Origin of the sequence: Streptococcus infantis, from assembly GCF_047463615.1 — a bacterium.
GTDB classification, from domain to species: domain Bacteria; phylum Bacillota; class Bacilli; order Lactobacillales; family Streptococcaceae; genus Streptococcus; species Streptococcus infantis_X.
On the sequence record NZ_JASHDO010000011.1, the window covers coordinates 1 to 24,427 of the forward strand.

General features: G+C 38.5%; 24 protein-coding genes and 1 pseudogene. 3 read left to right on the forward strand and 22 right to left on the reverse strand.

Features of this window, described 5'->3' with window-relative positions:
* The 10 genes and pseudogenes from QM874_RS08720 to QM874_RS08765 form a co-directional block, all read right to left on the reverse strand.
* A pseudogene (locus tag QM874_RS08720) lies at window positions 1-72 on the reverse strand (transposase); the annotation flags it as partial.
* A 124-nt stretch (window positions 73-196) separates the two neighbouring features.
* Window positions 197-2,830, reverse strand: a complete 2,634-nt coding sequence (gene polA / locus QM874_RS08725; RefSeq protein ID WP_414316987.1) for a DNA polymerase I — start codon at window positions 2,828-2,830, stop codon at window positions 197-199.
* A 64-nt stretch (window positions 2,831-2,894) separates the two neighbouring features.
* The gene (locus QM874_RS08730) at window positions 2,895-4,028 is read right to left on the reverse strand and encodes an SH3 domain-containing protein (protein WP_414316988.1); all 1,134 of its coding nucleotides are present in this window, start codon (window positions 4,026-4,028) and stop codon (window positions 2,895-2,897) included.
* A gap of 95 nt (window positions 4,029-4,123) precedes the next feature.
* Window positions 4,124-4,390 carry a Veg family protein gene (locus QM874_RS08735; RefSeq protein WP_414316989.1) on the reverse strand — a complete coding sequence of 89 codons (267 nt, stop codon included), beginning with the start codon at window positions 4,388-4,390 and terminating at the stop codon, window positions 4,124-4,126.
* Window positions 4,387-5,745, reverse strand: a complete 1,359-nt coding sequence (gene dnaB, locus QM874_RS08740) for a replicative DNA helicase (RefSeq protein ID WP_000852500.1) — start codon at window positions 5,743-5,745, stop codon at window positions 4,387-4,389. The genes QM874_RS08735 and dnaB overlap by 4 nt, the downstream gene beginning before the upstream one ends.
* 42 nt (window positions 5,746-5,787) lie before the next feature.
* Window positions 5,788-6,240 (reverse strand): 50S ribosomal protein L9, encoded by a 453-nt coding sequence (gene rplI / locus QM874_RS08745; RefSeq protein WP_000864204.1) that lies wholly within the window; start codon window positions 6,238-6,240, stop codon window positions 5,788-5,790.
* Window positions 6,237-8,165 (reverse strand): DHH family phosphoesterase, encoded by a 1,929-nt coding sequence (locus QM874_RS08750; RefSeq protein WP_414317021.1) that lies wholly within the window; start codon window positions 8,163-8,165, stop codon window positions 6,237-6,239. Before QM874_RS08750 ends, rplI begins: the two co-directional genes overlap by 4 nt.
* 183 nt (window positions 8,166-8,348) lie before the next feature.
* Window positions 8,349-8,897 (reverse strand): ribosome hibernation-promoting factor, HPF/YfiA family, encoded by a 549-nt coding sequence (gene hpf / locus QM874_RS08755; protein WP_414271071.1) that lies wholly within the window; start codon window positions 8,895-8,897, stop codon window positions 8,349-8,351.
* A gap of 79 nt (window positions 8,898-8,976) precedes the next feature.
* Window positions 8,977-9,639: a ComF family protein gene (locus QM874_RS08760; protein WP_414316990.1), complete on the reverse strand. Its 663-nt coding sequence runs from the start codon at window positions 9,637-9,639 to the stop codon at window positions 8,977-8,979.
* On the reverse strand, window positions 9,636-10,934 hold the full coding sequence (locus QM874_RS08765; protein ID WP_414316991.1) for a DEAD/DEAH box helicase: 1,299 nt from the start codon (window positions 10,932-10,934) through the stop codon (window positions 9,636-9,638). Before QM874_RS08765 ends, QM874_RS08760 begins: the two co-directional genes overlap by 4 nt.
* Window positions 10,935-10,989: 55 nt before the next feature.
* Here QM874_RS08765 and QM874_RS08770 point away from each other — a divergent pair, with 55 nt between their 5' ends.
* The 3 genes from QM874_RS08770 to cysK all read left to right on the forward strand — a co-directional run bounded on the left by QM874_RS08770 (window position 10,990) and on the right by cysK (window position 13,108).
* On the forward strand, window positions 10,990-11,625 hold the full coding sequence (locus tag QM874_RS08770) for a YigZ family protein (RefSeq protein WP_049526161.1): 636 nt from the start codon (window positions 10,990-10,992) through the stop codon (window positions 11,623-11,625).
* 16 nt (window positions 11,626-11,641) lie between these two features.
* On the forward strand, window positions 11,642-12,085 hold the full coding sequence (locus QM874_RS08775; RefSeq protein WP_414316992.1) for a PH domain-containing protein: 444 nt from the start codon (window positions 11,642-11,644) through the stop codon (window positions 12,083-12,085).
* A gap of 96 nt (window positions 12,086-12,181) precedes the next feature.
* Window positions 12,182-13,108 carry a cysteine synthase A gene (cysK, locus tag QM874_RS08780; protein WP_414316993.1) on the forward strand — a complete coding sequence of 309 codons (927 nt, stop codon included), beginning with the start codon at window positions 12,182-12,184 and terminating at the stop codon, window positions 13,106-13,108.
* Window positions 13,109-13,223: 115 nt separating this feature from the next.
* On the opposite strand, the gene tsf is transcribed toward cysK, so the two are convergent.
* The 12 genes from tsf to yfmF all read right to left on the reverse strand — a co-directional run bounded on the left by tsf (window position 13,224) and on the right by yfmF (window position 24,374).
* Window positions 13,224-14,264, reverse strand: coding sequence for a translation elongation factor Ts (tsf, locus tag QM874_RS08785; RefSeq protein ID WP_060954961.1), 1,041 nt, complete (start codon window positions 14,262-14,264; stop codon window positions 13,224-13,226).
* A 79-nt stretch (window positions 14,265-14,343) separates the two neighbouring features.
* Complete coding sequence (gene rpsB, locus QM874_RS08790; RefSeq protein WP_000268462.1) at window positions 14,344-15,126, reverse strand: 30S ribosomal protein S2; 783 nt, start codon at window positions 15,124-15,126, stop codon at window positions 14,344-14,346.
* 224 nt (window positions 15,127-15,350) lie between these two features.
* Window positions 15,351-16,556: a peptidoglycan hydrolase PcsB gene (gene pcsB / locus QM874_RS08795; RefSeq protein ID WP_414316994.1), complete on the reverse strand. Its 1,206-nt coding sequence runs from the start codon at window positions 16,554-16,556 to the stop codon at window positions 15,351-15,353.
* Between the two features lie 91 nt (window positions 16,557-16,647).
* The gene (gene mreD / locus QM874_RS08800; protein ID WP_414316995.1) at window positions 16,648-17,142 is read right to left on the reverse strand and encodes a rod shape-determining protein MreD; all 495 of its coding nucleotides are present in this window, start codon (window positions 17,140-17,142) and stop codon (window positions 16,648-16,650) included.
* Window positions 17,139-17,960, reverse strand: coding sequence for a rod shape-determining protein MreC (gene mreC, locus QM874_RS08805; protein ID WP_414316996.1), 822 nt, complete (start codon window positions 17,958-17,960; stop codon window positions 17,139-17,141). The genes mreD and mreC overlap by 4 nt, the downstream gene beginning before the upstream one ends.
* A gap of 29 nt (window positions 17,961-17,989) precedes the next feature.
* The gene (locus tag QM874_RS08810) at window positions 17,990-18,784 is read right to left on the reverse strand and encodes an energy-coupling factor transporter transmembrane component T family protein (protein ID WP_414316997.1); all 795 of its coding nucleotides are present in this window, start codon (window positions 18,782-18,784) and stop codon (window positions 17,990-17,992) included.
* A complete protein-coding gene (locus QM874_RS08815; RefSeq protein WP_414316998.1) occupies window positions 18,777-19,616 on the reverse strand; it encodes an energy-coupling factor transporter ATPase in 840 nt (279 codons plus the stop codon). The genes QM874_RS08810 and QM874_RS08815 overlap by 8 nt, the downstream gene beginning before the upstream one ends.
* Window positions 19,601-20,428 carry an energy-coupling factor ABC transporter ATP-binding protein gene (locus tag QM874_RS08820; RefSeq protein ID WP_414316999.1) on the reverse strand — a complete coding sequence of 276 codons (828 nt, stop codon included), beginning with the start codon at window positions 20,426-20,428 and terminating at the stop codon, window positions 19,601-19,603. The genes QM874_RS08815 and QM874_RS08820 overlap by 16 nt, the downstream gene beginning before the upstream one ends.
* Before the next feature lie 2 nt (window positions 20,429-20,430).
* On the reverse strand, window positions 20,431-20,970 hold the full coding sequence (gene pgsA / locus QM874_RS08825) for a CDP-diacylglycerol--glycerol-3-phosphate 3-phosphatidyltransferase (protein WP_414317000.1): 540 nt from the start codon (window positions 20,968-20,970) through the stop codon (window positions 20,431-20,433).
* A gap of 11 nt (window positions 20,971-20,981) precedes the next feature.
* Window positions 20,982-21,806, reverse strand: a complete 825-nt coding sequence (gene rodZ, locus QM874_RS08830; protein ID WP_414317001.1) for a cytoskeleton protein RodZ — start codon at window positions 21,804-21,806, stop codon at window positions 20,982-20,984.
* Window positions 21,807-21,843: 37 nt separating this feature from the next.
* Entirely contained in the window at window positions 21,844-23,127 is a 1,284-nt protein-coding gene (gene yfmH, locus QM874_RS08835; RefSeq protein ID WP_414317002.1) for an EF-P 5-aminopentanol modification-associated protein YfmH, read from the reverse strand.
* Window positions 23,124-24,374, reverse strand: coding sequence for an EF-P 5-aminopentanol modification-associated protein YfmF (gene yfmF, locus QM874_RS08840; protein WP_414317003.1), 1,251 nt, complete (start codon window positions 24,372-24,374; stop codon window positions 23,124-23,126). The genes yfmH and yfmF overlap by 4 nt, the downstream gene beginning before the upstream one ends.
* Between the last annotated feature and the right edge of the window lie 53 nt (window positions 24,375-24,427).

The window sequence follows — 24,427 nt, forward strand, 5'->3', positions numbered from 1 at the left end:
AAGCTTCTCTAAGCTATAGCCTTGTTTTCTAAGTTCATAGATCTGAACTTTATCATCATAAGTTAATTTCATAATAAAAACACCCCAAAAGTTAGATTTTTATGTCTAACTTTTGGGGTGCAGTTCATAACTACCCGACATTATGCGTTTTTATTATTATAAAGATTCTATGCTAGCTTGATAGACTGATCAATTGCTACTTGGCCTCATACCAAGTCACGCCTTCATTTTCATCAGCAATCAGGGGCACACTAAGTTGAATGGCTTCTTCCATGGTTTGTTTGACTAATTTTTTCATCTCTGCCAATTCTGACTTAGGCACTTCAAGAACGATTTCATCGTGTACTTGTAACAGCATCTTAGTTTGATAACCACCTGCTACCAAGGCCTTATCTAGCTGAATCATAGCGATTTTGAGAATATCTGCAGCCGAACCTTGAATAGGGGAGTTGATAGCTGTACGCTCTGCAAAACCACGAATGTTAAAGTTACGCGAATTGATATCTGGCAACTCACGACGACGTTTGAAGAGAGTCTCTACATAACCCTTATCACGCGCCTCACGAACGACTTCATCCATGTAGTTTTTAATACCTGGGAAGCGTTCAAAATAGGTTTCAATGTAAGCCTTAGCCTCTTTACGGCTGATACCTAGGTTATTGGATAAACCAAAGTCTGAAATTCCGTAAACCACTCCAAAGTTGACAGCCTTGGCATTGCGACGGTCGTTTGGAGTCACATCCTCAGGACGTTCAATTCCAAAGACACGCATGGCTGTCGAGGTATGGATATCAGCTCCCTCTTGGAAAGCCTTGATTAAATGCTCATCTTTAGAGATATGCGCCAAAACTCGCAATTCAATCTGTGAATAGTCAGAGCTGAGAAGGACACTATCCTCCCACTCTGGCACGAAAGCCTTACGAATGAGGCGACCTTGTTCCAAGCGAACAGGAATATTTTGCAAGTTTGGATCCACACTAGACAGACGCCCTGTCTGAGTTAAATCTTGGACATATCGCGTGTGAATCTTGCCATCATGCAAAATCCAGTCCTGCAAACCAATCACATAAGTCGATTGAATCTTAGCAATCTGACGGTAATCGAGAATTTTCTTAACGATTGGAGCAATAGGGGCTAGACGTTCCAGGACATCTACTGCTGTCGAGTAACCGGTCTTGGTTTTCTTGGTGTATTCGAGAGGGAGACCTAGCTTTTCAAAAAGCAATTCGCCAAGTTGTTTAGGTGAGTTGATATTAAATTCCTCACCAGCTAGTTCATAAATCTCTTGCGTCAGCTTTTCAATAACAAGCTCATTTTCAGCCTGCATTTCAAGCAAGGTTTCTTTTTTGACCTTGATTCCAGCGATTTCCATCTTAGCAAGAACAAAGGCCAGAGGCTGCTCCATTCCATAGAGAAGGTCTAGTTGCCCATTCTCACTTAACTTGTCAAGTAAAACAGGCTCTGTCTCAATCAATACAGCAACCTTACGAGCTAAGTGTTCCAAGAATTTCTCTCGCTCAGGGATAGCTTTCTTGACACCCTTGCCGTAGAAAGTTTCATCATCAACCAAATAAGTCTGACCATAAAGACTAGCGATGGTCGCAATTTCATTGTCCTCCACAGTCGAAAGGAGGTATTTAGCCAAACGGCTGTCAAAGGCAGGCGCCTGCAAATCCAGACCAAAACGATGCAAAAGAACTTTAGCTTTCTTAAAGTCATACACTTTCAGAGCTGTTTTTTCTAGAAAATCCTTAAGAATCGAAGCCTGCAGAAGTTCCAACTTGTCTGTAGCGTAGAGCTTGTCCCCGCAAGACCAGGCAAAACCAACCAAATCATCTGTATGGTAGTTTTCTCCAAAAAGTTCAAAGTGAAAGATAGAGTCAGCACTCAGCATATCTTGACTCACTTTGTCAACCATGGTAAAGTCCAAACTCTCAGCCACATCACTTGAAGATACATTCAAAGCTTGTTTGAGCTGTTTAAAGCCCATCTCATCGTAAAATTTACTTAAACTTTCCACATTTGGACCACTATAGACCAAATCATCTAGCCCAATCTCGATTGGTGCCTTGGTATCGATTGTTGCCAGTGTTTTAGACAGAAAGGCCTGTTCCTTGTCATTAACGAGATTTTCCTTCATCTTGGAAGCCTTCATGCCATCGATATTTTCATAAATACCTTCGAGCGACCCGTGTTCTAACAAGAGCTTAATACCTGTCTTTTCACCAATCTTAGTTACGCCAGGGATATTATCTGACTTGTCTCCCATGAGGGCCTTAAGGTCAATAAATTGAGCTGGTGTGATTCCCATCTTTTCCATGAGGTATTCTGGAGTAAAAGCCTCAAACTCAGCCACACCTTTCTTAGAAATCTCAACCACGGTATGCTCATCAGTCAACTGGATTAAGTCTTTGTCCCCGCTGACAATGGTCACATCAAAAGCATCCTTCTCAGCCAAGCGACCTAGAGTACCGATGATGTCATCTGCCTCATACTGAGCCAATTCATAATGGCGAATTCCAAGATGGTCTAGCAACTCACGAATAAAAGGAAATTGCTCTCTAAACTCATCTGGAGTTTTAGCACGACCACCCTTATAGTCTGCATACATCTCTGTACGGAAAGTCGTCTTCCCCGCATCAAATGCCACCAAGATATGGCTAGGCTCAACACGCTCTAGCAAATGATTCAACATAAGGTGAAAACCGTAGATTGCATTGGTATGTAATCCATTGTCATTTTTAAAACGATCCAGCTGCTGATAAAGAGCGAAAAAAGCTCGAAAAGCAACTGAAGATCCATCAATCAATAATAATTTTTTCTTGTCCATACACCCATTATAAAGGAAAGCAGGGAAAAATACCATTGCTAAGAGTTAGATTATTGGTGAAGGCTTATTGGGGTGATTCTTCCACTCGCGCACCGTTGCTGTCAACTTGGAAACCATCGATTGTCGTATCTACTGCCAATTCTCCAGATGCATTCACGTAATAATATTTCCCTGAGACTTGGAACCACTGACTAGTCTTCATAGCTCCCGAGTTTTCAAGATAATACCAAATGCCTTTGTCCTTCAACCAACCTGTCTGCATTTCGCCAGACGATTTCAAGTAATACCACTTGGAGCCATCTTTTAACCAGCCCGTAGTCATTGTACCATCAGCTTGTAAATGATACCAACTTCCATTTATCTTTTTCCAACCGACTGCTTTCTGACCATTTTCATAATAGTACCAAATTGTTCCTTCTTTTTCCCACCCATTTTTAGAACGAGAGTTTCCTTCCAGCTGGACATATCTTCGACTACCAGTTCGTGATAGATAAGAAAGCCATTTATAGCCATCTTTTTCAAGAGTCTGATCATAATGAACGCTTTCTCCCGCATAATAATAATCGATAATAGTGGCAGTCAGTGAGGCCTGATCCCTAATGGCAGCTTTTTCTGTAAAAATATGTGTCCCGCTAGAGACGGGAGCAGACTGATAATTTCCTGCGCTAGTATTCCCCACATCTTTAAAATGGATAAATCCAGTCATAGAATTGGCCTTTACCGTTCGTCGATTATACCTTTCTCTGACTCCATAATTGTATTCTTCAATTTCAATCATATCACCAAAGACATTGGATACCCAAGCGACATGGCCATACTGTCCACTTGTATCCCAAGCGATAGAACCGATTGCTGGACGCTGATCTACACGATAACCTTCTCGTTTAGCACGATACCCCCAATCCTTAGCATTTCCATACGCAGCAGGCAGTTCAAAACCATTGACACTACTTAAACGAAAGGCAGCGAAAGACGTACACTGTCTAGAATACATGCGCCACTTATCAATTTCTTGACTTCCATTTTTATAATAATAGGGATAATCATCTCCTCGTGCCAGCGATCCATTGTTTGCCTGATTGGCATGAACAGCTCCTCCACCAAACAAAAAAGCCCCCGCTAACAATAGAGAAGTTGTTCCAACAACTGTTTTTCTAAGAGCAAATCTCTTTTTACTTCCTGCTTTACTGAATGTCATTCATTCTCCTTCAAATAGTTAGATTTTTGAGGTTGACCTCATCTATATTATTCGAAAGAAAAAGAAAAAAGTGAGAAAACTTCCCACTTTCAAGCTTAATCCAAATAGTGAATTAAATTCTTTTCCGTTAAAATATCTGAATATGTGAAAGATTCAACATAGACATTAGCTTGCTTGTCTCCTTCAACATTTCCAAACTCAATGATGAAGAGCGATGGATAAACCTCAATTAGTTTTCCTAAACGATTTTTTTGGCGTTTACGACCATTTTCTAAGGTCATTTCCACCACTTGTCCCTCATGCGCCTTAATCTCTTCTTTGATTTTTTTCATTTTAGCCACATCTGTAAATGCGTCTGTCATCTTGGTTCCTCCATCTTCGAAATACTTGAAAATTTATTATATTCTTTTTGGAAAATCAATTCTACCGTTCCGCGAGCACCGCTACGGTTTTTCTCGATAATCACTTCTACTTTATTATTTGGAATGCCTTCCTCTTCTTCACCACCGCGCTCATAATAGTCATCACGATAGAGAAAGGCTACGATATCAGCATCCTGCTCAATAGATCCAGATTCACGAATATCAGACAAGACTGGTCTCTTATCTTGACGTTGTTCAACTCCACGGGACAGCTGACTGAGAGCTATAACTGGAACTTTGAGTTCTTTCGCTAAGATTTTCAACTGACGCGAAATTTCAGATACTTCTTGTTGACGATTTTCCCGACCAGTTCCTGTGATAAGTTGGAGATAGTCAATCAAAATCAAGCCTAGATTACCTGTTTCCTGAGCCAGTTTACGGGAACGGGAGCGAATTTCTGTGATCCGAATCCCAGGTGTGTCATCAATATAGATACTTGCATTAGCTAAATTTCCCTGAGCAATCGTATACTTACGCCATTCTTCCTCAGTCAATTGGCCCGTACGGATAGAATGCGACTCTACCAAACCTTCCGCAGCCAGCATACGATCGACCAAGCTTTCAGCACCCATTTCCAGAGAGAAAATAGCAACTGTCTTGTCTAATTTGGTTCCGATATTTTGCGCAATATTCAAAGCAAAGGCTGTCTTACCAACCGCAGGACGAGCTGCCAAAATAATCAATTCTTCCTCATGCAGACCTGTCGTCATGTGATCTAAATCTCGATAACCTGTCGCAATACCCGTGATATCCGAAGTCTGTTGAGAACGAGCTTCTAAATTCCCAAAGTTGATATTCAATACATCGCGAATATTTTTAAAGCCATTTCGATTGGCATTCTCACTAACGTCAATCAAGCCTTTTTCTGCACGAGCAATAATTTCGTCAGCAGGTTGAGAAGCTTCATAGGCTAGGTTTACAGACTCTGTCAACTTAGCAATTAGTCGTCTAAGCATAGCCTTTTCTGCTACAATTTTAGCATAGTATTCCGCATTGGCAGAGGTTGGCACCGAATTGACAATCTCAACCAGATAAGACAAGCCTCCAATAGTTTGTAAATCACCCTGGCTATCTAGTATCGTCCGAACTGTGGTTGCGTCAATAGCATCTCCACGATCAGACAAATCAACCATAGCTTGAAAAATCAAACGGTGAGCATACTTAAAGAAGTCCTGTGAATCAATATATTCTCGGACAAAAACGAGTTTAGTCTCATCAATAAAAATGGCTCCTAAAACAGATTGTTCTGCCAGGATATCTTGAGGCTGAACACGCAGTTCTTCAACTTCTGCCATCAGACTTTCCTTCCTTTTACAATATTGTCAACCAATCGTAAATTATGCTTCCTTGACACGGAGATTGATTACACTTGTCACATCTTGATAAATCTTCACTGGAACATCAATCAAACCAACTGCTCGAATTGGTGATTGAACTTGAATATGGCGTTTATCAATTTTAATACCAAATTGTTTTTGCAATTCTTCTGCAATTTTCTTGTTGGTAATAGATCCAAATGTACGACCGTCTGGACCAACCTTTTCGACAAACTCAACGATTGTTTCTTCTGCTTCCAGTTTTGCTTTAATTTCCTTAGCTTCTGCAAGCATCTCTGCATGTGCTTTTTCTTCTGATTTTTGTTTACCACGCAACTCACCAATAGCTTGAGCTGTCGCTTCCTTAGCAAGGTTTTTCTTAATTAAAAAGTTTTGTGCATATCCAGTTGGCACTTCTTTAATTTCACCTTTTTTTCCTTTACCTTTAACATCTGCTAAAAAGATTACTTTCATTCTTCTGACTCCTTTTCTTTTGTTTCATTAAAAATAACTGTTTTTAGTTTATCTCCTGCTTCTTGCAGGCTCATATCTGTCAACCGCGCTGCAGCTAAGTTAAAGTGACCACCGCCACCTAACATTTCCATAATTCGCTGGACATTAATCTTACTTCTACTTCGGGCAGAAATAGAGATTGCTCCTTGACTATTCTTAGCAAGTACAAAGCTGGCTTCTATACCAGACATGGCAAGCAAAGCATCAGCAGCTTTACTAATAACAACCGTATCGTACTCTTTATCCTCCAAAGCTTGAGCAACCAGAATTGATGGTTGTACCATCTGCCCTTGTAAAATTAACTCATTCACCAAACGATATTCTTCAAAATCCGTTGCCGCAACCTCCTGAATGACAATACTATCACTGCCTCTTGTTCTGAGATAGCTTGCTACATCAAAGGTACGACTTGTTACGCGAGAGGTGAAATTCTTTGTATCCAACATCATTCCACCCATAAGAATACTAGCCTGAATACGACTCAAACGTGTTTTCTTAGAATTTTGAAATTGAATCAACTCCGTCACCAGCTCACTGGCACTGCTAGCTCCACTTTCTATATAAGTAATGACTGCATTATCTGGAAAATCTTGGTCTCGACGGTGATGGTCAATGACAATTGTCTGTGTAAACAAGTCATAAAACTCTTTAGATAAGGTCAAAGCCGTCTTGGAATGGTCTACCATCACAAGCAAGGAACGTTTGGTAACCATTGTCATAGCCTGGCCTAAAGGAAGAAGTTTTGAAACACCCTCCTCTTCCAAATAGTTAACCGCTCGAGCAATATCTGGAGACATCTGTGTAGGTTCATAAATCACATAACTCTCTTCCAGTACATTACTCGAAAACAACTGCATTCCAACCGCTGATCCAAGAGCATCCATATCCAGATTCTTATGACCAACCACAAAAACTCGATCGACACTTTTAAGTTTATCTGAAATAGCTGTCATCATGGCACGAGTTCGTGTCCGAGTACGTTTAACAGATGCAGCTGAACCTCCTCCAAAGTAGATTGGATTTTTAGTTTCATCATTCTCTTTTACGACAACTTGGTCACCACCACGAACTTCAGCTAAGTTGAGATTAAGAAGAGCCACCTTCCCAATCTGATCATGATTCCCATCACCATAGGAAACTCCCATACTCATCGTTAGTGGTAAACTCCGTTGCTTGGCTTCTTCACGAAAGGTATCAATCACAGAAAACTTATCCTGCATCAAGTGACCAAGTACAGTGTAGTCAGTAAATAGATAAAACCGATCCATACTCACTCTACGAGAAAACATGGCATGTTTCCCAGCAAATTCTGAAACAAAATTTGCAACAAAACTATTGATATGACTAATGTCTGATTCAGACGTTTCATTTTCCAAATCATCATAGTTATCAACTGAGATAATCCCGATTACCGGTCTACTTGTCACAAGCTCAACAGTCGCCTCATACTCACCAGAAACATCAAAAAAGTATAAGACACCTGAATTTCTATCTAAATGCACTGCATAACGTTTCTCCCCAACAATGGCATAAGACCCTGGAGTAGAAATCGAACTCTTTAAAATCTTTTGAAATTGAGGAAAATCAATTTCTCCATCCTCAGTTGTCAAAATTAATTCCGCATAGGGATTGAACCATTCAATCTCACTGCTGTGCATATTTAATTTAACAACCCCGACAGGCATTTGCTCTAGAAGGGCACTCAAACTATCCGTAGCCTGATGATTGACATACTGGATTTGCTCGATATCCGTTTTTTTGTAGTATTTTTTCTGGAAATTAAATAGCAGAACATAGAATACTAAAAATAAAAATAGGCTCGCTATAGTGACAAAATCATCCTTTACAAACACAATCAAAATAGTCATCATCGTAAAGGTTACCATAGCAATCAGGTATATAAAAAAGGGATTTATTTCATTTTTTTTCATTCCAAACCTCTTGCGCATTATTATACCACAAAAGTAGTCAAAATGCGACTTTTAAAGAGGTATCTCTAGCTGCCAACTTCAGATTTCCAAACTAAAAAGTGGTTTACACTAGTGTAAACCACTTTTACAGACTAATCATTAAGATTCTTTAACTTCCAGAAGACCGATATCTCCATCTTCACGACGATAGATTACATTTGTTGTTTCGTCTTCAACATCTACATAGATGAAGAAATCATGTCCCAACAAGTCCATTTGAAGAATTGCTTCTTCCAAATCCATAGGTTTCAAATCAATTTGTTTTGAACGAACAACTTTTGGTTGCACTACATCTAACTCTTCAACTAAAGCATCTGTAAAGAGTTGACTTGTTGATACTTTATTTCTATTTTTGCGCTCAATCTTTGTTTTATTTTTACGGATCTGACGCTCAATCTTATCTGTCACCAAGTCAATAGAACCGTACATATCTTGAGAAATGTCTTCTGCACGAAGAGTAATAGATCCAAGCGGAATGGTTACTTCAACTTTAGCAGTCTTTTCACGGTAAACTTTCAAGTTTACACGCGCATCCAATTCTTGGTCTGCTTGGAAGTATTTTTCGATCTTTTCGAGTTTAGAAACTACATAATCACGAATTGCTTCTGTTACTTCTAGGTTTTCACCACGGATACTATATTTAATCATATAAGTACCTTCTTTCTAAACATATTTGTTTTTCTAATTATATTATAACGCTTTCATAAAATTATTGCAAACTTTTTCCTCATCTTGCGAGGGAAAAAGTTTTAATATTCTGACAACCAGCTCCTAAAAGCATACTTTTAAGACGATTTAAAGTAGTTCCCGTCGTGTAAATATCATCAAAGAGTAAGATATTTTCTGGGAGCTTTACACCATCTTTCAGGAAAAATGGAAACTCTGTAAGTAAACGATCTGCTCGATTTTTTGAAGAGCTAGCTTCGACTTCGTTTTTAACCAAAATATCCAGATATGTTAGTCCAGTCTCCTTTATCAAACCCTCTACTTGATTAAAGCCCCTACTTTTGAAACGCTGCTCACTCAGAGGTACAATCACAATCTGATAACCCGTATACTTTTTTAACTCTTTTTGCAATATTTTAGAAAATACCTTTCTTAAAAGATAATCACCATCAAATTTATAGCGACTAAAATACTCTTTCATAGCCTGATTATAGGAATAAAGAGCCACATGATCAACCTTTACACCTTTTTTACACCAAAATTGACAATCTTGACAATTTGTTGACACATCTTTTTTGAAACACCTTGGGCAATGGTTGTCACCGATACTCTCAAAAGACGATAGACAAGATTCACAAACTAGTTCTGCCTCCTTTTTTAAACAGAGTAGACTAGTAAAGGTTAACTCAGTTTGCAAGCCTTTATCACACAATAAACACTTCACACTCCTGCCTCCCAATTCATTTGTTTAATCTCCTTTATAGCTTTCTTAATGGATAGATTGAGTCCGTCATGGAAAAATATAAGTTCTCCAGTAGGACGATCCATGCTTCTTCCAACTCGTCCACCAATTTGTACTAAACTTGACTTGGTAAAGAGTTGATGATTGGCTTCCACCACAAAAACATCTACACGAGGGAAGGTGACTCCACGCTCTAATATAGTTGTACTTATTAATATCGACAACTCTCCATCTCGAAAGGCTTGTACCTGTTCTAATCGGTCTTCTGTGATTGAAGATACAAATCCTATTTTCTCATTTGGAAACTTCTCCTGTAAAATTTCTTTTAGCTTTTCTCCCTTTTTAATCTCAGAGGCAAAGATTAGTAGGGGATAGGCTGTCTTTCTCTGTTTATCAATATATCTCTTTAGTGTTGGTGGTAAACGTTTTTTATCCAAATAACCATCAAAATTTGATAACCAAACGGGCTTGGGAACTATGAGAGGATTCCCGTGAAAGCGACGGGGTAAGCTAAGACGCTTTAACTCCCCTTGTTTAACTTTTCTATCTAACTCATCAGTTGACGTTGCTGTTAAAAATATTCTCAATCCGGTCTCCTTTACACAATTATTGACAGCATGGTAAAGCACAGGATTATCAACATAAGGGAATGCGTCTACTTCATCCACAATCAATAAATCAAAAGCTTGATAAAATTTTAATAGCTGGTGAGTAGTTGCTATAACCAAAGGAGTACGAAAATAAGGTTGCGAATTTCCATGTAGTAGTGCAATCTCACATGCAAAATCATTTTGTAGTCGTTTATGCAGCTCTAAACAAACATCTATCCGCGGACTTGCCAAACAAACAGCTCCACCTTGATCAATCACCTTGGCAACAACTTGGTAGATCATCTCTGTCTTACCAGCTCCTGTCACCGCATGTACCAAAGTAGCCTCCCTCTTATCTACTGCCTGAAGGAGTCCTTGTGATACCCGCTCTTGAAATGGAGTCAGTTGACCTGACCATTTGAGTACATCTTGCTCCGGAAACCTTTCTTGCGGAAAATAATAGAGTTCTTGATCACTTCTTATTCGCTTCATAATCAAGCATTCTCGACAATAAAAAGTACCAACAGGCAAATGCCAATCTTCTTGTATCTGACTACCACATCGCTGACAAGATAGTTGCCCCTTCTCTTTTTTCATAGATGAAATTGGTTTTGCTTGCTGTCTCTCATCATAACTTAATTCTTGTTCCGTAAAAAGGCGACCGAGATAATTTGGATTTACTTTCATATTTCTTTATTCGTAAAATGTAGAACTTTACGCTATTTTTTAGTACAATAAAACTATGGAATATAGAACTATAAAAGAGGACGGTCAAGTCCAAGAAGAAATCAAAAAATCACGCTTTATCTGTCATGCTAAACGTGTCTATAGTGAGGAAGAGGCTCGTGATTTTATCACAACTATTAAAAAAGAACACTATAAAGCTACCCACAACTGCTCTGCTTTTATTGTCGGTGAGCGTAGTGAAATCAAGCGAACTAGTGATGATGGAGAGCCTAGTGGAACTGCTGGCGTTCCTATGCTAGGAGTTCTGGAGAATCACAACCTTACTAATGTCTGTGTTGTAGTTACTCGTTATTTTGGCGGTATCAAACTAGGGGCTGGTGGTTTGATTCGCGCTTATGCTGGTAGTGTTGCCCTAGCAGTTAAGGAAATTGGCATTATTGAAATCAAAGAGCAGGCAGGGATACAGATTCACATGACCTATGCCCAGTATCAAGAATATGGAAATTTTCTTAAAGAGCATAATCTCATAGAATTAGAGACAAACTTTACAGACCAAGTTGATACTATGATTTTCATTGATAAAGAAAAGAAAGACGGTATCAAGGCTGATCTCATTGAATTTTTCAATGGAAAAGTTACTCTAACTGACAAAGGTTTACGTGAAGTTGAAGTACCTGTAAACCTATCGTAAAGAAAGGAAATATCATATGGCTTTTGGAAGATTAATTCAGGGACTCGCTGGAAACTTCAGTGAGCAAAGTAAAGAAGCTCTTACCCAGGAGTTTGGACAATATTTATTAGAAAATGAAGAAATTCAAAGCGGATATAAACTCATTCGTGACTCAATTATCTTTACAAATATCCGAATCATCTTTACAGATAAACAAGGGGCAACGGGACGGAAGATGTCTATCAAATCAATTTTCCTCATGAACATCGTCAATGTTGAGATGGAAACTGCTGGACTTGGGATTGATGATAGCGAGATTACGATTACTTATTTAGAAAATGCCTTTTTAAAAGCTCATAATGAGCACTTTAACTCTCACAAATTTGAATTTCCAAAGAAAACAGATATCGTACCTCTTTATACTTATCTATTTGAATTAGCTTATCACAATCGTTTAAATATTAACGGTTTGAATCACTGATATAAAAAAATCCTATCACTCCGATAGGATTTCTATATTTTACAAAAGTTAAAGTTAGCGTTATACTAGTAGCATCTTATATAAAGAGGTGCTAATATGACAATTTATAACAATATCACAGAACTCATCGGTAGAACACCGATTGTTAAATTAAATAACATTGTACCAGAAGGTGCAGCAGATGTTTATGTAAAACTTGAAGCTTTTAACCCAGGATCGTCAGTTAAGGACCGTATCGCCCTAAGCATGATTGAAAAAGCAGAACAAGAGGGTAAACTCAAACCTGGTTCTACCATTGTAGAAGCAACTAGTGGGAACACTGGTATTGGTCTCTCATGGGTTGGTGCCGCTAAAGGTTACAAAGTTGTCATCGTTATGCCTGAAACAATGAGCGTGGAACGTCGTAAAATTATCCAAGCTTATGGAGCTGAACTAGTCCTCACTCCTGGTAGCGAAGGAATGAAAGGTGCAATTGCAAAAGCGCAGGAAATTGCTGCTGAGCGTGATGGTTTCCTACCATTACAGTTTAATAACCAAGCTAACCCAGAGGTTCACGAAAGAACAACAGGAGCTGAAATTCTAGCTGATTTCGGAGCTGATGGTTTAGACGCCTTTGTTGCTGGTGTTGGTACTGGAGGAACTATTTCTGGTGTTTCTCATGCTCTTAAAACTGCTAACTCAAACATTCAAGTTTTTGCTGTTGAGGCAGACGAGTCAGCTATCTTGTCTGGTGAAAAACCAGGTCCTCACAAAATTCAAGGTATCTCTGCTGGATTCATTCCAGATACACTTGATACAAAAGCTTACGATGGTGTCGTTCGTGTAACATCAGATAATGCTCTTGCACTTGGCCGTGAAATCGGTGGAAAAGAAGGATTCTTAGTCGGTATTTCTTCTGCAGCAGCTATCTATGCAGCAATTGAAGTCGCTAAAAAACTTGGAGCAGGTAAAAAAGTCCTTGCGCTTGCACCAGATAACGGAGAACGTTATCTATCTACAGCACTCTATGAGTTTGAAGTATAGTCTCCTAAATACATTAAGCCCTAAGTATGGGGCTTTTTGTTTACCTTCAAAGGGATTCCTCTGAGTTCCCCTCCAACAAAAGAAAAGGAAGCTGATTTGCTTCCTTACTTTTTTATTAGTTATTCAAGGCTGCTGCCATTGTAGCTGCAACTTCTGCTTCAAAGTCGTTTGCAGCTTTTTCGATACCTTCACCAACTTCAAAGCGAGCGAACTCAACTACTGAAGCGTTAACTGATTCAAGGTAAGCTTCAACTGTCTTGCTGTCATCCATGATGTAAACTTGTGCAAGAAGTGTGTAAGCTTGGTCAACTTTAGTGTTGTCAAGCATGAAGCGATCCATTTTACCTGGGATGATTTTATCCCAGATTTTTTCTGGTTTACCTTCTGCAGCCAATTCAGCTTTGATAGCTTCTTCAGCTTGAGCGATTACTTCATCAGTCAATTGAGCTTTAGATCCGTATGCCAAGTGTGGAAGAGCTGGTTTACCAACCATAGCACGGCTTTCATTATCTTGGTCGATAACGTGGTTCAATTGTGCCAACTCATCTTTAACAAATTGCTCATCCAATTCTTTGTATGAAAGAACTGTTGGTTTCATAGCAGCGATGTGCATTGAAATTTGTTTAGCAAGTGCTTCGTCTCCACCTTCGATTACAGAGATAACACCGATACGTCCACCGTTGTGTTGGTATGCTCCAAAGTGTTGTGCATCTGTTTTTTCAATCAAAGCAAAGCGACGGAATGAGATTTTTTCTCCGATAGTCGCTGTTGCAGACACATAAGCTGCTTCAAGAGTTTCACCTGAAGGCATTGTCAAAGCAAGAGCTTCTTCGTTGTTAGCTGGTTTTCCTTCAGCGATTACTTTAGCTGTAGCATTTACCAACTCAACAAATTGAGCGTTTTTCGCAACGAAGTCAGTTTCAGCATTTACTTCAACAACTGCTGCAACGTTACCGTCAACATAAACACCAGTCAAACCTTCTGCAGCAACACGGTCAGCTTTCTTAGCTGCTTTTGCCATGCCTTTTTCGCGAAGCAATTCAATCGCTTTTTCGATATCGCCTTCCACTTCAACCAATGCTTTTTTAGCGTCCATAACACCAGCACCAGATTTTTCACGCAACTCTTTAACAAGTTTAGCTGTAATTTCTGCCATTTTGATTCTCCTATATTTTTTAAAAATAGGAGAGCCGGGCTAAGCCCCGCCCTCCTAGGTAATTACTATTTATTATGAATTAAGCGTTGTCGCCTTCTACAACTTCAACGATTTCTTCGATTGAGTCTGCTTGAGCTTCTGAAGCTGCAAATTCTGCTTCAACTGCTGCAACAGCATCTTCACCTTGGCGACCTTCGATGATAGCGTCTGCCAATTTAGCTGTAATCAACTTAACTGCGCGGATAGCGTCATCGTTAGCTGGGATGATTACATCGATATCGTCTGGATCAGTGTTTGTGTCAACCATCGCTACAACTGGGATTCCCAATTTTTTAGCTTCTTTAACAGCGATTTGCTCTTTATGTGGGTCAACTACGTACATTACATCTGGGATACGAGGCATATCTTCGATACCACCCAAGAATTTTTCAAGACGTGCACGTTGTTTGTTAAGAAGTGCAACTTCTTTCTTAGGAAGAACTTCGAAAGTTCCATCTTCTTCCATACGTTTGATTTCTTTCAAACGAGCGATACGTTTTTGGATTGTTCCCCAGTTAGTAAGAGTTCCACCCAACCAACGGTGGTTGATGAAGTATTGACCTGAACGTACTGCTTCTTCAGCAACTGCGTCAGCTGCTTGTTTCTTAGTACCAACAAACAATACAACTGCATCGTTAGCTGCAGCATCACGCATGAAGTCGTATGCTTGGTCAGCGTATTTTACAGTTTGTTGCAAGTCGATAACGTGGATTCCGTTACGCTCAGTGAAGATGTACTTAGCCATCTTAGGGTTCCAGCGACGAGTTTGGTGACCAAAGTGCACACCAGCCTCAAGAAGTTGTTTCATTGAAATTACTGCCATGAGTATTTCTCCTTTTTGTTTTTTTCCTCTTCTTGATTTCAGCTTGCAAAACGACCCGAAGGCAACAGTTTCACAATTCATCAAGAATGAGTATTATCGTTCACACGACAAGTTTCATTTTACCACAATTTCTCAATATTATCAAGCTATTTTGATAGTTTTTTAGCAGAACTTCTCAACTTAAAGACAAGAAAAGAGACTCGGAAAGAGTCTCAATTTTTTCATTAGTTTGGATAGATGTAAGTAACATAACCTTCAGAAGTTGTTGTTGGGTTGAACCAACCACGTTTGTTACTAATGGTACGATCTCCACCATAGTTAGATTCTGATACTTGGATGCTTGATGATGATGAAACAGCTGTAACAACCGCTACGTGTCCATAGCCACCATCATTCCAACATGCAATCGCACCAACTTGTGGTTGAGAACCAGTACGGAATCCTGCTGCTGCTGCACTAGTAGCCCACTGCGCTCCGTTACCCCAGTAATCTCCAGCCCAAGGTGCTAACGTTTTAGCTCCCCAAGTACATTCACCAGTTGGATAACTTGAAGCATTTGTACTATATGTTGGACGTGATGTTGTACGAGTAGCTACAGGAGTGTAGCTTGGTTCTTCATCGTCTGATGATGAAGTAGAAGTTGCTTGTACTTGCGCAGCAAAGCTTGTGTTAGCTGAAGCTGCAACCGATTGACGTTGGCTAGTTTGTTGAGCTCGATATGCCGCTTCAGCTTCCGCTGCCGCTTTTGCTTCAGCTTCTGCTGCTGCTTTTTGCTCTAACAAACTCGCTTTTTCACCTTCTGCAGTAGCTTTCTCAGCCGCAAGGTTCAATTCTGCTACTTTCAATTCTGCTTGTTTTGTTGTCAAAACTTGAGTATCATCAGCAAGCGTTTGTTGATTTGCAATGACTGTATTGATTGCTTCATTGTTTGCTACTTGTTTTTCAGCAATAGCTTTTTTATCTTCTTTTTGTTGTTCCAACATTTTATTGTTGGCTGATACGATTTCGCTCATAGCTGCTACGCGTGAGATAGCTTCTGTGATTGATTTTGAGTTGATAATCGTATTGATGTAGCTTGTAGCAGCTCCATTAGTTTGTGCGCTACGAGCTTGGTTTTCAAGAGATGCATTACGAGCTACGATATTTTTTGAAAGCTCAGTAATTTCTCCTTCAAGCTTTTTAGATTCTGCTTGAAGTTTTTCATTCTCAGCTTGCAATTTTTCTTGTTCTGTTTGGATTGCTGAAACCTGAGTTTGAATTTCATCTACTTGTTTTTGAGCTTCTTTTTGTTGAGCTGTTAAGCTGCTAATTTTACTATCTTGAGCAGCGATTTTTTCATCTGTTGTATTTGCCTGAACACTTGAAAGAACAGCTCCTTGGGAAACCAATACTGTGCTTAACAAAAGTGATGCTAGGATTTTTTTCTTCATAAGTGTAAATACTCCTTCTTTTAAAACAATACTAGTATATCAAAAAAAGGCCTAATAAATATTACGCCTTTATTACAGTTTTGTTTCTTTCTTATAGATATATTCTTTCAAAAATAAACTGGAAAACTATCATCCATAAACCATTTAAAATCATCGATGGAACTAGACTATAAACGATAAAGACTGGTATACTTGCAGCAGTTAATCCAACCGCCTGAGCTAATATAAAACTACCAAATTCAAACAAGAAAGTCATCATTAAAATTACTAATAGTCTAGTCCATCTATTTGACAAAATGATAGAATTATTTTTATAAATGATTGCACCAATAATAACAAAAAGAAGACTAGCAATCCCTATCAAATGAAAGAAATAAATATCATAGATAAGACCAATAATTAAGCAATAAGCCAAAAACAAATACTCGGATACTTCTATCGTCTCAAATAATAAAAAGATAAAGATAGTGTGACTAACAAGTTGAAAATAAGGGAAAGAACTATTGACAAATTGCCCTAAATGACTATCTATTAAGATGATTAAGGGCAAGAGCAAAAACATTCCTATCTGCTTAAAAAGTCTCATGATGGGTTCCCCACTAACTCTACGACTTTGGCATTCATTGAATCAGACTGAAGTTTGACTAAGACCTCTCTTGTTAGATAGTCATTGCTATGCGTCACAGATTCGACTTCACCTACTGGAATATCAGTAGCATTAAAATTACCAAGACCACCAGTTACAACCTTATCGCCTTTGCTAATGTCGCTACTGCTATTTAATTGACTAATTTTCAGTAAATCTTTTTCCTTATCGTAGCCAATGATAATTCCATAAATACTGGTAGAACCATGCTGGATTTTAACAGATATTTTCTCTGTATTTTCAGCGTTGGTTAATAAGTTGACCACACTAGAGTTGTCTTCAACCTTTTCTACGCTTCCAATCAAACCACCGCCAGCTACAACAAGCATATTACTGGTCACACCTTGTGAAGAACCTGCATCGACTGTCAACTCTTGTTTCCAAGTCGCTGGTGTTCTCATGATAACGTCAGACGCAATTACCTTGGTCCCGTTTAGTTTTGATTTCATCTCCAATAATTGTCGTAGTTGCTCGTTTTCTTCTTTTAAGCGGTCTACTTCATTCGTTTTCTTCTTCATCTGATAGAGTTCTTTTTTTAGACTTTCATTTTCATTGTAAGCTCTGGTTAAATGCCCTAAATCAGATTTTGCCGAAGACAACCATTGAAATGGCTTTTGAACAATTCTGTCTACAAGAGAAATTCCATCTCCCGCCTTTGTCACAATTGCACTGGATTGCGTCGTTACCAAAAAGACTGACACTACTAATACAAGGACAAAAAGAACGATAATATACTTAGATTTTTTAAAACGGTTCATATCTTACCTTTTTTATTCTCTGTTTTACTTTAGGATTTTAATAAAAATAGGATTGCGCCCAATAGACATACAAAGAAAAGGGCTAGACTATCTTTATTCATCCAATTCAACTGTCGATACTGACTACGTCCATGACCACCCTGATAACCTCTAGCCTCCATAGCAGTAGCCAAAGAGTCCGCTCTTTTCAAACTTGTAGCAAATAAAGGAATCAAAATAGGAATCATGGCCTTTACCTTCTGGACAATATTCCCTTCTCCAAAATCAACTCCACGCGCCTTTTGGGCATTCATAATTCGAATGGTATCATCCATCAAGGTTGGTACAAAACGCAAGCTCATAGAGAGCATAAGCCCAATCTCATGAACTGGAACCTTAAATCTTTTTAACGGCCCCAACAAGGATTCAACTGCCGTCGCTAAACTAAGAGGCATGGTCGTCAAGGTTAGCAGGGTTGAGAAAAAAATAATCAACACAAAGCGACAACAAATAATTCCCGCCTGCTCTAAACCATGACTAGTAACTTTAAGAAAGCCCACTTCATACAAAACTTCCCCACCCGAAATGAAGAACAATTGGAAAAGAGTTGTAAAAGCGATCAGAAAAAACATAGACCGCAAGCCTTTTATAAAAAAAGACAAGGGAACTTCTGATAAAAATACAAATATGCCTGTTACAATGAAAAGTATGAGATTAGTTATCGGATTATTGGCCCAAAAAATGATGATAATCAATAAGATCATAGCTACTAGCTTACTACGAGGATCCAGACGATGAATAATCGAATCTCCTGGTATGTAGCGACCTAAAATCATGTTATCCATTGATGAACTCCTTAAATTCCTCTATCGTTATCGGCAATTGTTTAAAAGAAACTCCACGATCAGTTAGTCTCTGAGAAAATCTAGTAATTTTAGGAACACCCAATTGGATTTTTTCCATAAATTCAAGATTCTGGAAAACAAGACTTGGCTTCCCACTCTTAACTAACTTTCCTTTTTCCATCACATAAACTTGGTCAGCAAATTCTGCTACATCATCCATAAGGTGAGTCACCAAAACAATCGTGATACCATCCTGATGAAGCTTTTTAAACAAGTTCATCAACTCTTTACGACCAACAGGATCCAATCCAGCCGTAGGCTCGTCTAAAACCAAGATGCTTGGCTCCATTGCCAAAATCCCAGCAATAGCAACCCGTCTCATTTGTCCCCCTGAGAGTTCAAACGGGCTTCGTTCAAAGAGTGATTCATCGATTCCTACTAAAGCTAATTTTTCACGTGCAATAGCCTCGGCATCTTCTACAGAAACTCCAAAATTTTGAGGACCAAAAGCCACATCTTTTAAGACTGTTTCCTCAAAAATTTGATTTTCAGCAAACTGAAAAACCAATCCTACTTGCTTGCGAATTTGACGAATTTGCTTATTGACGGATGTTGGTGTAATTAATGTATCAAAGACACGAACACTTCCCTTTGTAGGAACCAACAAACCATTCAAAAGTTGTAAAATAGTAGATTTTCCACTACCTGTATGCCCAATAATGGCCGTATAGGAACCATCTTCTATGGTCAGACTCACATCTGACAAGGCTGCTGAGGCAAAGGGTGTTCCTTCCTGATACGTATAACTAACATTGTCTAGAATAATTCCCATAAAGCCTCCTCGAGCTCCTCTTCAGTCAGGTAGCGCTCTGGTAATTTCAAGCCACTAGTACGTAGCGACTCTTTTAATTGGTTTACAAAGGGTTGGTCTAAGCCAATTTGATCTAGATCCGCTCTAGAAAATAATTCTCTAGGACTACTAGTTGATTCGATTTTCCCTTTTTTCATCACCAAAACTCGGTCACTCATGGCCACCTCGTCCAAATCATGTGTTATGGAAATCACAGTTATCTGATGATTTCGACGAATTTCCTGCACAATTTTAATTAACTCTAGCCGTCCCTCTGGGTCCAACATGCTTGTAGCCTCATCCAAAATTAAAATGTCTGGTCGCAGAGCAACAACTCCTGCGATAGCCACTCTCTGTTTTTGGCCACCTGACAAGCGAGCAGGTTCTTTTTTAGAAAATCCAGCCATCCCAACTAAGGATAAGGCTTCTGTAACTCTACGCTTCATCTCCTCAAGCGAGATTCCTTGATTTTCCAGTCCAAAAGCAACATCATCCTCCACAGTTGCTCCTACAAATTGGTTGTCAGGATTTTGAAAGACCATGCCAATTTTTCGGCGTTTGTCCCAGACGTTTTCTTCCGTCAAAAGATCTCCGTCTATCCAAATTTCCCCTGATTCGGCCTCAAGTAAACCATCTATCAAACGAACAGTCGTTGACTTGCCACTACCATTATGACCAACGATAGACAACCACTCTCCACGTTTCACGTGAAACGTAATATTATGAACATCGTAATGTTCTTGATCTGCCTGGTATCGAAATGACAGATTCTTAATTTCAATAATCGATTCCATATCTAGCGAAAGGTTCCTTTAAACAAATACGCGCTTCCCTTGAAGTAATCATAACCAGAATAAACTGTGAAGAACAAGGCAATATAAAGAGTTATCTGACCAAGAACATTCCAGTGAAGTAGCAAGAATATAATCGCAAACATCTGACTAAATGTCTTGATTTTTCCAGGCATAGCAGCAGCTAGGACGGTACCTCCTGTTTCAACTAAGAGCAAGCGCAAACCAGTGACTGCAAGTTCACGGCAGATAATAACTGCTACCACCCAAGCTGGTGCCATATTTAGACCAACTAGCATAATAAAGGCTGACATAACTAACAACTTATCTGCCATTGGATCTGCAAATTTCCCAAAATTGCTAACTACCTGCCATTTTCTAGCCAAATAACCATCTAGATAATCAGTGATACTGGCAATAGCAAAAATAACTGCTGCAGTTGTATGAAACAAAGGAGACGATCCAAATGATAGAAGAAGAACAAAAATGGGAATAAATAAAATTCTACCAAGCGTAAGTATATTAGGAATATTCTCTTTTTTCATATTATCCTTCCTTAATTTGAACTCAGTGTCAGTGTAATCCAGCCAGTTTCCCCAGCCAATTTTGAAGTATCAATTTCCTGATTATCGACTTTCACTGTTACTCCTTTAACAACTCCCAATGTAATTGTTACAGGATTATTTTTTGAAATCGTGGTTTTAGCTGTTTTATTATTGGGTTCAAGAGTCACTCCTCCTGCCAAATCAGTATCCGAAACACTGATCCAGCTCGTTGCATCGGTAACAGAGAATTGAAGCTCAACTGAATCTTTAGAAGTTTTGTATTCTGCTGCTATCGTATCTCCCTGACCAGAGATGATTACAGAAGAGGCTTCACTCGAACTTGATGAACTAGTAGATTGGTTACTACTTGATATCTCACTACTAGAAGTACTTGTTGAACTCACAACACTATAAGTTGCCGCAGAAGACACAGTTGGTTGGGTTTGAATATAATTCCACACATAGTAGGTTACAAAAATTAAAATTGATAAAGAAAAAAGAACAAAGTAAAAAAGCGGGAGAAATGAATTTTTCTTTCGATTAGACCGTCTACGTCCTGAAAGTTCAATCTCATCAACATCTACCTCTTCATAAGTAATCATACTTCCCGAATCATAGGCATCTAGAACAATATGTTCATCTAATTCAACAGCCCAAGCATACTTTCTCAAAAATGAACGAGCATAAAAAGTACTCGGTAGTTTGTCAAAATCATCTGACTCCATTGCCTCCAACAAATCCAGTTGAATATCCGTCTTTCTGTGTAATTCCTCCAAGCTCAGTCCTTGGTTAATTCTCGCAAGGCGTAAGACCTCGCCAATTGTTTTTTTTCTCATACTTAACATTCCTTCTTTCTAGTGTATTTTCTAGCGATTATATCGGAAAAATTGTACAATCAACCATGTCGCTATTATCTATCAAATCATGTCCTGCTTCTAGAACATCCTCTAGAGTAATTTCCTGCAAAAGTTTAGGAAGATCAAACAGGGTAGAACCTGTATCGGTTGGATGATACTGAGTAGCAATGTATTCTAAGGAATCCATACTATGAAGAAATTCTCCATACATCTCAGTTTTTACAATATCCAAGTGTTCCTCAGTTACATCCTCATCTTTCATAAAATTGCGAATAGCTTTACGAAATTGATGAGAAAGTGCCACAGGTTCCTTTGTATCCATTGTTAATATCACAAAATGGAAACGAGGATCTACTTCAATTTCTAAAGACAGGGAAGCATCCAGTTTTCCAGACTCATATAATCTTTGAAATCTTTGTGAAGTCCAACCAAACATCATTGTAAACAACAATTTCAATAAAAGATGATAACGATATTGATCTCGATTTCCGATGTCTTTATTTCCTCTAATACCAATCGCTAATTTTGGAGAAGCTACGTCCATCCGTAAACTTTCAGTAGTCTTTACAGGATGTAAAGGTATTTGTTCTCTCTTAAACTCATGTTTTTTTTCTTGAGGATAAGATTTCTTAGCAAAATAATCTTCAAGCAGTTCAAAATCAAAATTCCCCACTAAAAAGATATTACTATTGACAGGTCTGTAAAACTCTTTAAAGTTCTCTTCTAAATCCTCCAAACAAATAGCATCAATGGAGTTTTCACTACCGACAATATCTGAAGCTAAAGGACTTTCTGGATAGAGATTTGCCAGAGTATTGAAAAATAGACAAGAATCTGGATCATCCTGATACATCTCTCTTTCCTGCTGAATGATATCTTTTTCGCGCTCCACTGATTCTTCAGTTATATTGAAGGTAGTGACAAGTTCTTCAAGTAAATCTAAGCACTCTAGAACATTTTCGGAAGTCGAGAAAAGATAGCTAGTATTTGTAAAGCTCGTAAAGGCATTACTTTCAGCCCCTAGCTCTGTAAAAGCTGCCATAACATCTCCAGAATCTTCTCGTTCAAAAAGCTTATGTTCTAAGAAATGAGCGATCCCTTGAGGATATTGTTGTAAACCCTTATCATTTACTGTAAACCTTGTGTCAACAGAACCGACTTGGACACTCAAAACTCCATAAACCTCGTTAAAGTCCTTTTTAGGTAGTAAAGTAACTGTCAAACCATTTTCTAAGCTAGTTTGATACAAAGTTTCTTTTACAGCAGGATAATATTTCTTTTGAAAAGTAGGTCTGGTCATTCTGCTCCTTCCATAAAATAAATAGCCTGCAACTTAAAACTGTTTGCTGCTTCACAAATTGCTTCTCTATCAACTTGTTCGAGTTTATCGATTAAAGTTTTTGTATCAAGATTTGCTTTCCCAAAAAAAGTTGACAGATAATATTTATCGACGATAGAATCTTGATTATCCTGAGCTAGTAGTAAGGATCGACGAATCATTTGTTTAGTCTGATCAATTTCCTTATCTGTAAACTTGCTATTTTTTATGTCAAGCAACTGATGATTCATCAATTTTCTTACTTTATTTCGATTTTGCCGATCAATTCCAGCAAACAATCGTAAAAATCCACTAAAGAGATCCAAGTGACTCGATACCGTATAGGCCAACCCTTCTTTTTCTCGTACTTTGGTAAATAGTTTCGAATGAGGAAAGGTTCCTAAAAGACCATTGACAAGAAGCACTGCCATCTGCTCTTCATCACCATACCCCACTGGACTATGGTAGCCCATCTCTAAAACAGACTGTCCCAATCTCTTTCTAACAATACCTTCTTTAAGAATATTAGAATAGGGTTGCTGGTATTGAATATTTACAGATGATTTACGACCTGTTAACGATAATTTTTTCAAATACTCTAAAACTTCAATTTCATTAAAATCTCCTAAGAAGAAAATATCTATTTGATCTTCTTTCATCATTTTTTGAAAACTTGAAAAACAAGTTTTAGAAGTCTCTTCTGAAATTCTAGAAATCAAATCTTTAGGAACTAACTGCATTGATTCTTCTTGGAAAAACAATTGATCTAATTCTTTATGAGCAAAAAAGAAGGGATCTTCTAACTCTGACTCTAGTCTTGATAAGACTTGTTTTTTCTCAATTTCAAAGGTTTTATTTTCAAATCCAACATCATCAATCAATGGAAATAATAGGACCTGATTTAACAATTCTAAAATTTGCGAAGTTAAAATATTTTTTTTACTTAAAAACTCATCACGCACATAGGTAATGCTCAAATCCACAAGATGACTTTGTCCTCTTCGGTAGGCGTGCGCTGACAAATCAGTCCCATACAAGGTTGCTAAATGTTTTCGAAACAGTTGAGCAGTCGGATAACTTTGGTTGGCAGTTTCAAGCATACTAGCACTTAACATGCGACTTGAAATTGAATCCAAAGACAATGGAGCTGTGAAACGCACAGTAATTTTATTAGTTTTAAATTTTTTTGATTGGATAAAATGCACTGCAATTCCAGGTACTAACTCCATCGCTTACCTCCTTCTACATAGAGTTCTATTATACCATGAAAAGAGAAAATTTT

Bases quoted from the DNA above. Each gene is read 5' to 3' on its own strand.
- rpsB (WP_000268462.1), bottom strand. From the start codon at position 15,126: ATGGCAGTAATTTCAATGAAACAACTTCTTGAGGCTGGTGTGCACTTT.
- mreC (WP_414316996.1), bottom strand. From the start codon at position 17,960: ATGAACCGTTTTAAAAAATCTAAGTATATTATCGTTCTTTTTGTCCTT.
- yfmH (WP_414317002.1), bottom strand. From the start codon at position 23,127: ATGACCAGACCTACTTTTCAAAAGAAATATTATCCTGCTGTAAAAGAA.
- QM874_RS08815 (WP_414316998.1), bottom strand. From the start codon at position 19,616: ATGGGAATTATTCTAGACAATGTTAGTTATACGTATCAGGAAGGAACA.
- QM874_RS08810 (WP_414316997.1), bottom strand. From the start codon at position 18,784: ATGGATAACATGATTTTAGGTCGCTACATACCAGGAGATTCGATTATT.
- tsf (WP_060954961.1), bottom strand. From the start codon at position 14,264: ATGGCAGAAATTACAGCTAAACTTGTTAAAGAGTTGCGTGAAAAATCT.
- QM874_RS08775 (WP_414316992.1), top strand. From the start codon at position 11,642: ATGGCTTTTGGAAGATTAATTCAGGGACTCGCTGGAAACTTCAGTGAG.
- cysK (WP_414316993.1), top strand. From the start codon at position 12,182: ATGACAATTTATAACAATATCACAGAACTCATCGGTAGAACACCGATT.
- rplI (WP_000864204.1), bottom strand. From the start codon at position 6,240: ATGAAAGTAATCTTTTTAGCAGATGTTAAAGGTAAAGGAAAAAAAGGT.
- hpf (WP_414271071.1), bottom strand. From the start codon at position 8,897: ATGATTAAATATAGTATCCGTGGTGAAAACCTAGAAGTAACAGAAGCA.
- pcsB (WP_414316994.1), bottom strand. From the start codon at position 16,556: ATGAAGAAAAAAATCCTAGCATCACTTTTGTTAAGCACAGTATTGGTT.
- QM874_RS08765 (WP_414316991.1), bottom strand. From the start codon at position 10,934: ATGAAAGTAAATCCAAATTATCTCGGTCGCCTTTTTACGGAACAAGAA.
- rodZ (WP_414317001.1), bottom strand. From the start codon at position 21,806: ATGAGAAAAAAAACAATTGGCGAGGTCTTACGCCTTGCGAGAATTAAC.
- pgsA (WP_414317000.1), bottom strand. From the start codon at position 20,970: ATGAAAAAAGAGAATATTCCTAATATACTTACGCTTGGTAGAATTTTA.
- QM874_RS08770 (WP_049526161.1), top strand. From the start codon at position 10,990: ATGGAATATAGAACTATAAAAGAGGACGGTCAAGTCCAAGAAGAAATC.
- dnaB (WP_000852500.1), bottom strand. From the start codon at position 5,745: ATGGCAGAAGTTGAAGAACTGCGTGTTCAGCCTCAAGATATCCTGGCA.
- QM874_RS08730 (WP_414316988.1), bottom strand. From the start codon at position 4,028: ATGACATTCAGTAAAGCAGGAAGTAAAAAGAGATTTGCTCTTAGAAAA.
- polA (WP_414316987.1), bottom strand. From the start codon at position 2,830: ATGGACAAGAAAAAATTATTATTGATTGATGGATCTTCAGTTGCTTTT.
- QM874_RS08750 (WP_414317021.1), bottom strand. From the start codon at position 8,165: ATGGTAACCTTTACGATGATGACTATTTTGATTGTGTTTGTAAAGGAT.
- mreD (WP_414316995.1), bottom strand. From the start codon at position 17,142: ATGAGACTTTTTAAGCAGATAGGAATGTTTTTGCTCTTGCCCTTAATC.
- yfmF (WP_414317003.1), bottom strand. From the start codon at position 24,374: ATGGAGTTAGTACCTGGAATTGCAGTGCATTTTATCCAATCAAAAAAA.
- QM874_RS08820 (WP_414316999.1), bottom strand. From the start codon at position 20,428: ATGGAATCGATTATTGAAATTAAGAATCTGTCATTTCGATACCAGGCA.
- QM874_RS08735 (WP_414316989.1), bottom strand. From the start codon at position 4,390: ATGACAGACGCATTTACAGATGTGGCTAAAATGAAAAAAATCAAAGAA.